This window comes from Amycolatopsis mongoliensis, from assembly GCF_030285665.1.
In the GTDB taxonomy this organism is placed as follows: Bacteria; Actinomycetota; Actinomycetes; order Mycobacteriales; family Pseudonocardiaceae; genus Amycolatopsis; species Amycolatopsis mongoliensis.
This window is the reverse complement of sequence record NZ_CP127295.1, coordinates 5,680,696-5,692,827: the sequence shown is the minus strand read 5'-3', so window position 1 is coordinate 5,692,827 and position 12,132 is coordinate 5,680,696. Positions and strand designations below refer to the sequence as shown.

Annotated in this window: 12 protein-coding genes; 6 read left to right on the top strand and 6 right to left on the bottom strand. The window is 69.5% G+C overall.

The window, feature by feature from the left end:
* Positions 1 to 121: 121 nt before the first annotated feature.
* A complete protein-coding gene (locus tag QRX60_RS27715; protein ID WP_285994362.1) occupies positions 122 to 1,084 on the top strand; it encodes a GNAT family N-acetyltransferase in 963 nt (320 codons plus the stop codon).
* A 73-nt stretch (positions 1,085 to 1,157) separates the two neighbouring features.
* Here the strand turns inward: QRX60_RS27715 and ggt are convergent, their stop codons facing one another.
* Entirely contained in the window at positions 1,158 to 2,957 is a 1,800-nt protein-coding gene (ggt, locus tag QRX60_RS27710; protein WP_285994361.1) for a gamma-glutamyltransferase, read from the bottom strand.
* 215 nt (positions 2,958 to 3,172) lie between these two features.
* On the opposite strand from ggt, the gene QRX60_RS27705 reads away from it, so the two are divergent.
* Positions 3,173 to 3,988 (top strand): lysozyme, encoded by an 816-nt coding sequence (locus QRX60_RS27705; protein ID WP_285994360.1) that lies wholly within the window; start codon positions 3,173 to 3,175, stop codon positions 3,986 to 3,988.
* 48 nt (positions 3,989 to 4,036) lie between these two features.
* Here the strand turns inward: QRX60_RS27705 and QRX60_RS27700 are convergent, their stop codons facing one another.
* Complete coding sequence (locus QRX60_RS27700) at positions 4,037 to 4,249, bottom strand: hypothetical protein (RefSeq protein WP_285994359.1); 213 nt, start codon at positions 4,247 to 4,249, stop codon at positions 4,037 to 4,039.
* Positions 4,250 to 4,452: 203 nt separating this feature from the next.
* Here QRX60_RS27700 and QRX60_RS27695 point away from each other — a divergent pair, with 203 nt between their 5' ends.
* Positions 4,453 to 4,815 carry a hypothetical protein gene (locus QRX60_RS27695; RefSeq protein ID WP_285994358.1) on the top strand — a complete coding sequence of 121 codons (363 nt, stop codon included), beginning with the start codon at positions 4,453 to 4,455 and terminating at the stop codon, positions 4,813 to 4,815.
* Between the two features lie 132 nt (positions 4,816 to 4,947).
* Here the strand turns inward: QRX60_RS27695 and QRX60_RS27690 are convergent, their stop codons facing one another.
* Positions 4,948 to 5,481: a hypothetical protein gene (locus QRX60_RS27690; protein WP_285994357.1), complete on the bottom strand. Its 534-nt coding sequence runs from the start codon at positions 5,479 to 5,481 to the stop codon at positions 4,948 to 4,950.
* A 343-nt stretch (positions 5,482 to 5,824) separates the two neighbouring features.
* The gene (locus tag QRX60_RS27685) at positions 5,825 to 7,360 is read right to left on the bottom strand and encodes a serine protease (protein WP_285994356.1); all 1,536 of its coding nucleotides are present in this window, start codon (positions 7,358 to 7,360) and stop codon (positions 5,825 to 5,827) included.
* A gap of 156 nt (positions 7,361 to 7,516) precedes the next feature.
* Between QRX60_RS27685 and QRX60_RS27680 the strand changes: the two genes are divergently transcribed.
* Positions 7,517 to 7,882, top strand: a complete 366-nt coding sequence (locus tag QRX60_RS27680; RefSeq protein WP_285994355.1) for a hypothetical protein — start codon at positions 7,517 to 7,519, stop codon at positions 7,880 to 7,882.
* A 450-nt stretch (positions 7,883 to 8,332) separates the two neighbouring features.
* On the opposite strand, the gene QRX60_RS27675 is transcribed toward QRX60_RS27680, so the two are convergent.
* Entirely contained in the window at positions 8,333 to 8,842 is a 510-nt protein-coding gene (locus tag QRX60_RS27675; protein WP_285994354.1) for a hypothetical protein, read from the bottom strand.
* 272 nt (positions 8,843 to 9,114) lie between these two features.
* Here QRX60_RS27675 and QRX60_RS27670 point away from each other — a divergent pair, with 272 nt between their 5' ends.
* Complete coding sequence (locus tag QRX60_RS27670; protein ID WP_285994353.1) at positions 9,115 to 9,567, top strand: hypothetical protein; 453 nt, start codon at positions 9,115 to 9,117, stop codon at positions 9,565 to 9,567.
* A gap of 981 nt (positions 9,568 to 10,548) precedes the next feature.
* Entirely contained in the window at positions 10,549 to 11,100 is a 552-nt protein-coding gene (locus QRX60_RS27665; protein ID WP_285994352.1) for a hypothetical protein, read from the top strand.
* 261 nt (positions 11,101 to 11,361) lie between these two features.
* Here QRX60_RS27665 and QRX60_RS27660 read toward each other — a convergent pair whose 3' ends face one another.
* The gene (locus QRX60_RS27660) at positions 11,362 to 11,877 is read right to left on the bottom strand and encodes a hypothetical protein (RefSeq protein WP_285994351.1); all 516 of its coding nucleotides are present in this window, start codon (positions 11,875 to 11,877) and stop codon (positions 11,362 to 11,364) included.
* Positions 11,878 to 12,132 lie beyond the last annotated feature (255 nt).

Here is a 12,132-nt window from a genome sequence, read left to right as displayed (position 1 = left end):
AGGGAGGATTCACGTGGCTGGAACATCGAGCCTGAGTCTAGAAGGCCCTCGTGATCACGGCGCGTCGCGCCCGCCGGGAAACCAGGCGACAGGGCGCGCGGGCCCGGTTAGCGTCGCCGGTGTGCCCGGACCGTCTCCGTCTCCGACCTGGCGACCGCTCACCCGCGACGACGCCCCGACGTCGGCCGACCTCCTCAACGCCATGGAAACCGTGGACCGGATCGGCGAGAACTACACCGCGGAGGACACCCTCACGGAGCTGGTCGACCCCTACGCGGACCTGGAGCGCGGCAGCCTCGCGGCCTTCGACGGCGACGTGATGATCGGGTACGTGAAGATCCGCTACAAGCCGTCCGCCGACGAGGTCCACCGGGTCTTCCTGGACGGCGGGGTCCACCCGGCCCACCGCCGCCGGGGCGTCGGCACCGCGCTCGTCGAGGCGGGGGTGGCGGCAGCGAGGGTGCTGCACGCCCGGCACCACCCGGGGGCGAAGCTCGTGGTCGACGTCCACCGGCCCGAGCACATCGCCGGGCTCGCCGAGCTGATGCGGTCCCAGGGCTTCGCGCCGGCCCGGTACTTCCGGCGCATGGAGCACCCGCTCGAAGACGTGACGTCCCCTGAGCCCGGGCCGCGGATCGAGCCGTGGTCGGCGGAGACCGACGAAGAGTTCCGGCGCGTGCGGAACGCGGCGTCCGAGGACCACTGGGGTGCGGTGCCGATGCCCCCGGACCTGTGGCGGAACAAGATCACCAACCAGACGTTCCGGCCGGAGGTCAGCTTCCTGCTCCGGGACGCGACCGGCACTGCGGCGGGGATGCTGGTGACGATGTCCTGGGACGCCGACACGGAGGCGACCGGGATCCGCGACGCGCATTTCATGGCCATCGGGACGCTGCGCGAGTACCGGCGGCGGGGAATCGCCGGGGCGCTGCCGGCACACGCACTGCGCGCGGCTGCGGACCAGGGCTACGACCGGGCGAGCCTGGTCGTGGACTCGGCGAGCCCGTCCGGGGCGTCCGGGGTCTTCGCAACGGCCGGGTTCGTGCCGAAGACGCGCTACCTCCGCTGGGCGCTCGAAGCCTGAGCCGAAGCGCCCCAATGTGGCGTTCGGTGCGTCAGACGCACCGAACGCCACATTGGGGCGCTCGGGCCGAGGGCTACCAGTGGGCGGGCCACACCACCTGGGCCGCGCCCTGCCCACGCCGGACCGGTTCCGCGGCCGCCAGCCAGCGGCCGTCACGCAGGCGCTCCACCCCGGTCGCCGCGCCGATCTCCGCCGGCGCCGTCGAGAAGCCCTGGCCGCGGGCCTTCAGCGCCGCCGTCTCCGGCTGGTCCAGGAACGCCTGCTCGACCTGGGCGGCCGCGGAGTTCCGCTGCGACGCCCGCGGTGCCGCGATGGCGTCCTCCAGGGACAGCCCGCGGTCGAGGCGGCCGAGGATCACCTGCAGCACCGTCGTGATGATCGACGCGCCACCCGGCGAACCCGTGGCGAAGAACGGGCGGCCGTGGTCGAGCACGATCGTCGGCGCCATCGAGGAGCGCGGCCGCTTGCCCGGGCCGGGCAGGTTCGGGTCGGGCACGCCCGGCGTCACCGGCGTGAAGGAGAAGTCGGTCAGCTCGTTGTTGAGCAGGAACCCGCGGCCCGGCACGACGATGCCGCTGCCGCCCTCCTGCTCGATGGTCAGCGTGTAGGCGACGACGTTGCCCCACTTGTCGGCGACCGTGAGGTGCGTGGTGTTCTCGCCCTCGTACGGCGTCGGCGCCGCCGTCGTGCCCGCGGCACACGGCGCGGGGTGCTCCGGGTCTGCCGGGGCGACCGGGCTCGTCGCGGCCTTGTCCTTCGAGATCAGGCACGCCCGCGAGTCGGCGAAGCGCTGGCTCAGCAGCTCCTTGGCCGGGACGTCGACGACGGCGGGGTCGCCGATCCAGCGGTTGCGGTCGGCGAAGGCGAACCGCGTCGACTCCAGGAAGTACTGCAGGTAGTCGGTCTTGCTCGCGTGCTTCAGGTCGAAGTTCTCGAGGATGTTGAGCGCCTCGCCGACCGTGAGCCCGCCCGAGGACGGCGCCGGCATGCCGTAGACGTCGAGGCCCTCGTAGGTCGCGTGGGTCGGGGTGCGCTCGATGGCGCGGTAGGCGGCGATGTCCGCGGCGGTCAGCTTGCCGGGGCGCACGTTCAGCGTCGAGGCCGGGTCCTTCGGCGGCTGCTGGACGGTCTTCGCGATGTCCGCGCCGATCGGGCCCCGGTACAGCGCGTCGACGCCGTGGCGTTCGAGCTGCGCGTACGTCGCGGCGAGGTCGGGGTTCCGGAAGACGGTCCCGGGTGCCGGCGGGGCGCCGCCCGGCAGGTACAGCGACCGCGTCGACGGGAACGCGGCGAACCGCGCGGCGTTGTTCGCGATCTGCGTCTGGAACGTCTGGTCGACGACGAACCCGGTGCGCGCCAGGTCTTCCGCGGGCTTCAGCGACTTCGCCAGCGAGCGCGTCCCCCACTTGCGGAGGGCCTCGGACCACGTCGCCGGCGTACCGGGCACGCCGACGCTGAGCCCGCTCGTGACGGCTTCGTTGAACGGCAGCGGCTGGCCGTTCTCGACGAACAGGTTCGCGTCCGCGGACCTCGGCGCGGTCTCCCGGCCGTCGAGGGTGTGGACGCGGTGGGTCTTCGCGTCGTAGTAGACGAAGAACCCGCCCCCGCCGACGCCGGCCGAGAACGGGTCGGTGACGCCGAGCGTGGCGGCGACCGCGACGGCCGCGTCGACGGCGTTCCCGCCGTCGCGCAGGACCTGGGTGCCGATCGCGGTGGCGTCGGCGTCGATGCTGGCCACGGCGCCCCCGAAGCCGACGGCGACCGGGGACTTCGGCGTCGGGGTGGCGGCGGAGGCGGGCCCGGCCGCGACCGTGGTGGCGAGCGCGGCGGTGGCGGCGATGACGAGGACTCTGCGGCATCCGATCGACGGCATGCGGGCGAGTCTGCCCCTCCGGCCAGACGCCTTCAAGACGCCAAAGGGCGCGGATCGGGCAGCGTCACCCGACTTGTCAGAGTTTTACGAGTTTCCCCAGACTTCGAAATTGGATCACATGGCGGAGTGACACTAACCACCTCAACGCCACAGAATCGTCCGGCGCGGCCCTGCACAGCCGCGCACCGCGAGGGCAACCGAAAGGACAACTGAAGATGACCGCATCACGGAGATGGCGCCGCCTGCTCGGCGCCGCTGTGGCCGTCTCGACCTCCCTGCTGGTCGTGACCGCCGCCGGCGCCGAAGCGGCGCCGGGCCTGCCCGACCAGGACGCGTCGAACAACCACGAGATGGGCGCGGCGATCCGCGCCCACGACGGCGTCGCCTCGGCCGGGCTCGCGCCGGCGTCGGTGGACGCGAGCGTCCCCGGCATCGACGTCAGCTCCTACCAGGGCAACGTGAACTGGGCGTCGTACTGGAGCGCGGGCAAGAAGTTCGCCTATGTCAAGGCAACCGAGGGAACCGGCTACCAGAACCCCTACTTCAGCCAGCAGTACACGGGTTCGTACAACGTCGGCATGATCCGCGGCGCGTACCACTACGGCCGGCCGGACACCTCGGGCGGCGCGGCCCAGGCCGACTACTTCGTCGCCCACGGCGGCGGCTGGTCGAAGGACGGCAAGACGCTCCCGGGCACGCTCGACATCGAGTGGGGCCCGAACAACGCCTGCTACGGCCTGAGCCAGTCGGCGATGGTGTCGTGGATCAAGGCGTTCAGCGACGAGTACCACGCGAAGACGACCCGCTGGCCGGTGATCTACACGGCGACCAGCTGGTGGACCGAGTGCACCGGCAACAAGGGCGACTTCAGCTCGACGAACCCCCTGTGGGTGGCGCGCTACGCGTCGTCGGTGGGCACGCTCCCGTACAACTGGGGCTTCTACACGTTCTGGCAGTACAGCTCTTCGCCGATCGACCAGGACCAGTTCAGCGCGGACATCTCGCGGTTGAAGGTCCTCGCGACCGGCTGATCCCGAGCGGGAGCACGCCACGCGCCGGGCGTGCTCCCGCTCTTCGGATCACCGTGTGGTCTTGATGTATTCGCCCAGTCTCTTCTTGGTGTCCTGCAGTTCGCGATCCGAGAGGAGTGGCTGAACGTCCTTCAGCTTGTCGGACAAGACGGTGTAGACGTGTTCGAGATCTGCCTCCCACGTCAGACCGTTCTGCCGGGTGCCGGCCACCAAGCACCCCTTGCCGCCGTTAGCGAACTTCTCGACCAGGACGACGACCACCGCTTCACCCCTTTGAGACGTGAATCCGTTGTTCCCGAACGCGCATCTGTAGACGCATCCACGCTTTGCAGACATGATCGGATTCCTTTCCGCGGGAGAAGATCGACCGTAAACCGCGCGCCCGGCCCTCAGGCCGTTTGCCGCGAAACCGGTGCACCCGTCCGGCGGCGTTCCCCCGCGGACAGGCCCGGGAAAATCGGGCGATGGCCACGGTTCGGCGTGGACGACCGACCTCCCTCGGCGACGAGGCGGCCGACCCGTGGCCACGGGTCGAACGAGGTCAGCTCGCGGCCTGGCTGCTCAAGATGTGGCGCCTGTACGGCGAAGACGACATCCTGACCATCAGGCAATTGGCGGCCGCGGTGCGGACACCACCCGTCGACAACGCCACCGTTTCCCGCTGGGAGAACTCCCGGGCCACGGTGCCGACGTGGGCGCTGCACCAGCACGAGCGGCTCTTCGACCTGCCGCCAGGCGAGCTGGTGGCCGTGATGACCGCCCTAGGACCCGACCATCCCACGACCAAGACCATCCGCTCGAACCTCGACAGGGAGCGATCGACCTGAAGCCGCCACCGTGCGGTTGTTACGGAACCGGCCGAGGGTGGCGCCGACGAACGCTCATCGGCATGACCGGACGTGATCCGCACGGGCGTACGGAGATGAACGAACTTGTTCCCTGGCTGCGCCAGCCGCCGGTCAAACGTCGAAAGGGTCATGCGGTGGGCGCAGGTCCCACGGCAGTCGCTCGGCTGCGGCAGCCTGGACTCGCCGTACCCGATCGCGGTTATTCCCTCCGTGCTCGAGGACGCTCACGATGTCGAAAGCGAAAGCTGCCGCGTTCGATCCGGGGCATCCCGCGAGCACCTCGCTGTAGAACATCCACAATCCAGTGCGTGCCAGCGCGCGGCACTCCGCGACAGGGTCCCTCCCCTCGAAGAGGCCGAACGCGTGACCGTTGTCCCCGATGAGGCAGAGGACGAGGTGGAAGAACTGGTCCCGTGACTGCCCGGTGACGCCTCCGGCGATCGCAGCCAGTGCCACGGCCAGCGCGGGCAACGACGCTTCGACCAGGATCTCGCCGGGCGCGACCACGTGGCCGGCCAGATCCAGGCTCTCCGTTCCCTGCGCCAGCGCCAGCAGGTCGGCAGCGAGGTGTTCGGCTGGACGGTGGCACCCGCATTGCATTGCGGCCCAGTCGTACCGATCGATCTCAAGCCGCATGAGTTCCACGTGGACACTCACCTCCGGCAGCCGACAGTACTCAACCGTCGCAACCTGTATTCCTTCGGTTGTTGCCTCGATCCGGACAGCCGATCGCACGCTCGTCGGCAATAGCGGACGTTCGATTGCCGTCGCCATGATTGGTCCGGACGGTGGGTGGTCGTCGCTGCTGCCGGTTGCCGTCTTGGTTGCCGTGTCGGCTGATGACGCATTTGGCGGGGTTGGCGCGGAGGCACACTTTGCCGCCGGCTACGCGCAGGCCGGTGTCGTCGAAGGCGGTCACCCCAGTTCGCGGCGATGCCTTCTGCGGGTCGCGAGCCGGATCAGGCCGGAGCAGATCGCGGGGACGGCGTCACCTCGGCCGGGGTGACGCCGTCAGGGCGCAGCCCGGGCGGGACAGGTCCAGCTTCGACCCCTGGACCACGCAGGCCGCGATCCCGGCGACCTGCTGCCCGTAGCCTCGCCCCTTGACCGAAGTCACCGAACCGTCCGTGCCCACTTCGCACGGGTTGTCGACGGTGCACTGCTCGCCCGTGTCGTTGTGGGTGTTGTGGATGCCCACCACCGTCACGCCGTCCCCGGCCAGCAGCGCCGACCCGGACGTCCCGTGCCAGGGCGCGCAGTCCGGGCTGGTCGCGTAGCGGATTGCGTCGTCCTGCTGGTAGCCGCCCTCACGCAGGTGCGGCACCACCGCCTCGGCGGTGCAGTGAAGCCGGGTGCTCGTGTAAGCCATCGTCAACGCATCCCCCGCGCGCACGGGCGACGACGTCAGCCGGAAGACCTTGACGGACCGCAGTTGCGCGTAGGTCTTGTCCAGGCGGTACAACGCGATGTCTGTGCCGGTCATCGTCGCGTACAGCAGGCGGTTCGCGCGGGGCGTCGCCAGCGGGTAGCCCTGGTGGTCCGCGATCGGTGCCGCGAAGTCGGCGGGCCTGTCCACCAGCGCGGCTCCCTGCGCCGGCCGCTCGTCCTGGACGCAGTGCCCGTTCGTCAGCAGCAGCGCCGGGTCCTGCGGATGAGACGCGGGCGTGCGGACCACCGAGCCGACGCAGCCGTTCAGGTCCACCGCGCCCTCGACATCCGGGATAACGTCATCGAGCGGCACGTGGGCGCCGCTGATGATGCCGTTGATCCAGGCAGCGTGGCGGGTGACGTCGGTGTACAGCGTCGGCGCCTTGTCTCCAGCCGGGCCGCTGACCACGCCGGCCAATGCCCAGCCGTCGCCGTCGCGGACCAGGGCCGGGCCGCCGGAGTCCATATTGCCCGCGGCGACGCTGCCGTCGCGGCTGCCGACGCACAGCTCTCCGGGCGCGGCCACGGGGCACACCGCGACCGGCTGCACGACGGTGTCGGCCTCCCGCAGCCGCGTCGGGAAGCACGCCGGATCGCCGCTGTCCTCGCAGCTCATCCCCCAGCCCAGGATGCGGACCGGCGCGTTGTCCGCCGGCGTGGCCGACGCGATCCGCAGCGGCCGGGCCTTCACCGGGGTCCGCAGGTGCAGCAGTGCGAGGTCCTTGCCCCAGAACCCGCCCTCATCGCTGTTCGTCGCCAGCCGATAGTAGTGATCGACCTCGGCGGTCTCGCCGCCGGACGTCGTGTCGAGCGACCCGACCCGGACCTTCCAGCCACGCGGGACGCCCACCCGCGCGCCGGTCGGGTTCTTGCCGGCGCAGTGGCTGGCGGTCAGCACCCATTGCGGCGCCAGGACTTCCACACCGCACCCGTGGCCGTCCGGGCGCGGTGGCCGGGGGAACGACGGCTGGAACGAACCCATGAACGAGTAGGCCCGCCGGGATTCGGTACCGCCCAGGATCGCCTGCGCCGGAGCGGCAGCGAGGAGCACGGTCAACCCGAGTACGACACCGAACAGCAGAGATCGACTTCGCATACGGCTCACCCTGCTCAGCCGATGTCCGCGGAAGGCGATCACCGCGTCACAGCTCTGTGACAACGCCCTCAGCGCAACCTCGCCGAACGAACGGCCGAGCACGGCAGGCCATAACGGACGTAACGTGGACCGGCGTTGAGCCGGTACGGTCGCGCGGTGACCAGTCTCCGCGAGTTCCGTCGGGTGTGCCGCGAAGCGGCCCGGCGCACCGGCGGCCGGATTGTCGAGTTCCGGATCGCCGACGGTGTCACGTCGAACTTCCACCAGGGCGTCCTCGGCTACGTCGGCCACCGCCTGTCGATCGTGTGCACCAGCGACCGGGCCGAGCCGGTCGTGGCGGTCGCCGAGCCACGGGTGATTGACGGGACGGCGGTCGACGCGGGGCCGCTGACGTTCGTCGAAGCTCCCGAGTTGGTTGCCGTGCTGGCGGAGTACCCGGCGTTCAGGGGTGCTGACCCCGGCCGACCTGGAGTACTGGGCTCCGGCCGATTTGTGGGAAGTACTCTTCACTACTGCGACTGACTGGAGTACGCGCTCGGCGGCATGAGAGTGCGTTGGTGTCGCTTCCGCCGCCGCTGCGTGTCGATCCGGACGTCGGTGCCATCGACGTGTCAGGAACACGCCCACTCGCGCATCCTATTCTGCGACCGCCGTGGCCAGCTTGTCAGCGGAACCTGAGCAGGTCACCAGCCGCGGGCTTCATGCTCGCTCAGCGCGAGGATTGCATCGGCGAATTGCTGAGCGCGCCACTCCTTGCACCTGGATCGGGACGAGTGCTGGCGAAAGTGGCCCGTCCTGCGGATCCGGCGAGCGCGACCGGCCGGTGTTCGCGCACCACCGGATCACTCGAGTGGGTCCGGTGGTGCCTTGCTCCGTCAGGATGAACTGGACGAGCAACTCGCCGGTTGAGCGGAATTCAGGCTGTTGCGGCGGGACGGACACCCGCGCACGCTGTGCGCGGTGTCGCCGCCGCTACGCCAGCGTCCACTCTCCGGTCCAGCCCAGCGGCGGGGCGTAACGCTGAACCCAGTACTTGTTGCTGGATGACACCCACACTACGACCCCCTTGGACCCGTTGGCGCCCTCGTCCACGGCGTAGGCGATGTCGTCGGCGAGCCCGTTGCCGCCCATCTTCTTCCAGCCGCCGGAGTTGGGCCATGCGTGCCAGATCGTGCGGTCGGTGGAGATGCCGAAGCATTCGTCGCTGGTGTGAATCCAGTCGACGACCATGACGTAAGACCCCTCTTTGAACGTTCCGTAGTAGCCGTAGCAGGAGACCCTGCCGCCGGCAGGTACCGCGGTGAAGTGGAATGACGTGCCGGTGGCCGCGGCCGCGACTCGCGTCGTGGCCGCCTCCTGTGCGATCGAACTGACCTTCGGGGCCGCGTTCGCCGCTGCGGGAGTGGCGGCGGCGATCACTGCGGCGAACACAATCCCTGCTGCCATTGACCAGCTTCGCGCCGCTCGTGCCGCGAACATCATCCGGTATTCCCCTCGCCAGCCGCACCCGGTCGTTCCGGCCGCTCCGGACGTCAACGCCCTTGTCGCTTTCCTGGTTGAGGTGCAATCGATCGATTCACTCGATCGGCCGCAGGACGCCACTGTAGTGACGTTCCGCGCCCCGCTGCAGGCCAGCTGGTGCGTCCGGGTGGCTGGTGCGGTGAACGATGCTTTTCTCTCGCGGAGCGGGCTTATGTGGTAGGACGGATTAGAGCTTTCCAGGGATCGTGAACGCACGATGAGGGGACAAACCGATGACTTGGAGTTCCGGGGCCAAGCCGCAAGAGCCGACGACGGCCAAGGGCCACGGGCGGAAAAGCCGCGCTGCGATGGCAATAGCCGCAGCAGCCGCCGGGCTGGTTCTGATGGAAGCACCCGCAGCCACCGCCGAGCCAGCCGGAATATCCCATGATTTCCTCGTCTACGGTGCGGACGGAAACAGCTACATCACCGGCTCCGTCTTCTTCTCAAATCGTTCAGCGAGCGTCGAGGCAACTTTTCACGCTGCTGGGTGTCGGCGGTTCTACGCTTACGCACTCGCAGGCACCACTCAGTTGGACGCCAGGAGCACGAGTACCCACTGCAACTCCACTACCGGGGAAGACATCCCTCTTAAAGCTGATGTCCGGGGTGGAGCCAACCACGTCAAAGTCAGCTTGACCGACCAGAACGGGCAAAACGCTCGCACAGGACACATCTACCGCTGAATGGACGTCGAGCTGCTGCTGCTCACCGACGCGATCGTGGCGGAGGTGAGCGCCGGATGACCCCGTCGCGGCCGGTGCCGCGGCGCGCCGGTGGATCGCCACGACGGGCGCCCTGGCCGGGTACTTGTCCTGGGCCGAGCGCGACACCTCCGCCCGGGTCCGCGCCCATTCGGCATCGGCCGACCGGCCACCGCATCCGCCCAAGTCCGGACAAACGGGCTGACCTCGCGGGCCTGCATTCGGGTGAAACCAGTCTGCAGGCGGCAACCTGGCCTTCGATGTGGGCGTGGTGTGCCGTGGGCGCCCGAATTCCAGGTGCCGAATTGATCACGAGGGATCTTCTTGCTCATCATGCTGAAGTCCACACAACACTCCGCACCGGCGACCGCGCGCCGCACCCGACGCCGCCGCCCGGCTGCGGTGGCCGGAGTAGCCGCAGTCGGGCCTGTCCTCGCAACCGCGCCCGCCGCCGCGGCTGCGTCCATCGTCCGAAACTTCACCGTCTACTACGGAGGCCGTCAACCGTGGCGCGCGGCTGTCCGTCGAGGGGGATGATCGACCATGCCGCAGTGGAACTCGAACTGGTCCGTGATGGCTCGCCGCTCGTGGAGTTCGCGGCCGATCTGCGGCTGCTGCGCGCGAAAGCAGCCACTCCGTCCTATCGCGACACGCGACAACGTCCGGACCGTGATCACCGAGGCCGAGGCCGAGTGGGACCGCTAGGACGGGCCTGCCTTCACCCGGAGGAAGGCCTGACCTACGAACCGGCGTGCGAAGAGCGAGCACCCCATCCGTCAGCACCGGTGCATCGTCACGGGCCGGAACAGTGGTCGTCAGCAGCAACTGCGGCCCATCCCGCCACACCACCAGGGAGAAGGCGTACTTGGGGGAAGCTGTGTCTGCGCGTGTGGTGGTGGTCCGTGGGGTGGGTCAGGAATTTCGTGGCGGCTTCGACGTCGGCGAGGTTTGTACGCTGGGGTGATGGAGGCGGAACTGGCTCGCGAGCTGGAGCGGGTGGGGGCGGTCGCACTGCGGGCGACGGCGTGCGGCATGGCGTGGGTGGTCGGGCTGGTGGTCCTGCTGATCTCGTACAGCAGCGGCAGCGACATCTTGTCGTTCGTTGCGTTTGTGGTGATCGCGGCATCGGTGTGCTTCACGCCGGGGGCGGTGCTGTGGTGGATGCGCTACGAGTCGGTCCGGCGCACCGGCTGGCGAGCCGTGACGGTCCAGGCGGTGTTCGTGAGCGAACCGGCAGGGTGCCTCGCCGCCGCGTTCTCCAGGCCGGGGATGGATCCCGGGCGGAAGCTCGACTACGTCGTCCGGTACCGCGACGGCGATGGTGCTCGGCTGCGGGGTGGAGCCAGCTTGTGGCACCGCCCTCCGCCGTTGGCGTTCGATCGCGCGCAGCCTGCGTGGGTCGGTGGCACGGGCCGCTCGTGCGTCGTCCTGTTCGCCGTCAGCCGCTGGGGACCCCGCCGTCCGCGTGCTGTGCCCGCGACGTTCCTCGCCGACCTTCCCGCACGCCCGCAGTAGCCGGCCGGGGCCACCGAGATCAGGGAAGGGCGGAGGTCCGGTCCGCGGGCGGCGGGGGATGGGTCGCGCCGCTGTCGTCGGAGCGAGGAGGCGTAGGCCGGTGATGTGGAGTCTGATCAGCGTCGGCAGGTGTGGATCGAACTGAAGCCACCACCGTGTGGTCGTTACCGACCGACGGCGACGCCGACATCCGCTCATCGGCAATAGCGGACGTTTGGTAGCCGGTGCTGTGATCGGTCCACGCGGTGGTTGTCGTTGCGGTCAGTTGCCGTCTTGGTCGCCGTGTCGGCTGGTGACGCATGTGGTCGGGTTGTCGCGCAGGCATACTTTGCCGCCGGTCACGCGTAAGCCGGTGTCGTCGAAGGCGGTCACCCAGTCCGCGGCGATCGCCTTCTGCGCGGTCGCCAGCGGGATCAGGCCTGAGCACACAGCCTGATCGAGTTTGTTCTCGACCGCGTCCTCGGGGTTGGGGATGGTCCCGGGTTCGCCCCAGAGGTTGCGCGGTCGTCTGGGGGCGCCGCCGAGTTCGAGGCTGACCAGGTGGTCGTATTCGCCTTTCTCCCCGGGCGGGATGTTGTAGGAGCGGGCGGAAGCGGCTTTCATCGGGTTCGTCTTCGACGTCAGGGGGCGCACCGTCTTGGTCCAGCCGGACTTGCATATGGTGTCGTCGATATTGCCCTGGTTGACCTGCGGGTTCACCGCACCGGGTGTGCCAGTCGGGTCCGGCAGCGGCTGGCCGTCGCGGCTGCCCAGCTTGCACGCGCCCGGCGCGGGCATCGATGCGGCCTCGTCCGGCCGGAAGTCCGGACCCGGCCGCGGCCGGAGAGGCCGCCGAGTTCTGTGGCGTGGTTGTGGCGGCATGGCCGAGGTTGCAGGCAGCAGTCACGCTCGCGACCAGCCCGAGACCGGCCCGGCGCGACGCCGTGAACTGCGCACCGGCCAGTCCACGAAGCCGGGGTCGCTACGAACAGCCCGATTGCTCCGGTCAAACCGAGCAAGGCGAGCGGTGACCGTTCACCCTTGCCGCGGAAC

What these genes read in the sequence shown, in the direction of transcription:
- QRX60_RS27695 (WP_285994358.1), top strand. Translation starts at nt 4,453, where the DNA reads ATGGCCACGGTTCGGCGTGGACGACCGACCTCCCTCGGCGACGAGGCG.
- ggt (WP_285994361.1), bottom strand. Translation starts at nt 2,957, where the DNA reads ATGCCGTCGATCGGATGCCGCAGAGTCCTCGTCATCGCCGCCACCGCC.
- QRX60_RS27685 (WP_285994356.1), bottom strand. Translation starts at nt 7,360, where the DNA reads ATGCGAAGTCGATCTCTGCTGTTCGGTGTCGTACTCGGGTTGACCGTG.
- QRX60_RS27660 (WP_285994351.1), bottom strand. Translation starts at nt 11,877, where the DNA reads ATGCCCGCGCCGGGCGCGTGCAAGCTGGGCAGCCGCGACGGCCAGCCG.
- QRX60_RS27675 (WP_285994354.1), bottom strand. Translation starts at nt 8,842, where the DNA reads ATGATGTTCGCGGCACGAGCGGCGCGAAGCTGGTCAATGGCAGCAGGG.
- QRX60_RS27705 (WP_285994360.1), top strand. Translation starts at nt 3,173, where the DNA reads ATGACCGCATCACGGAGATGGCGCCGCCTGCTCGGCGCCGCTGTGGCC.
- QRX60_RS27670 (WP_285994353.1), top strand. Translation starts at nt 9,115, where the DNA reads ATGACTTGGAGTTCCGGGGCCAAGCCGCAAGAGCCGACGACGGCCAAG.
- QRX60_RS27665 (WP_285994352.1), top strand. Translation starts at nt 10,549, where the DNA reads ATGGAGGCGGAACTGGCTCGCGAGCTGGAGCGGGTGGGGGCGGTCGCA.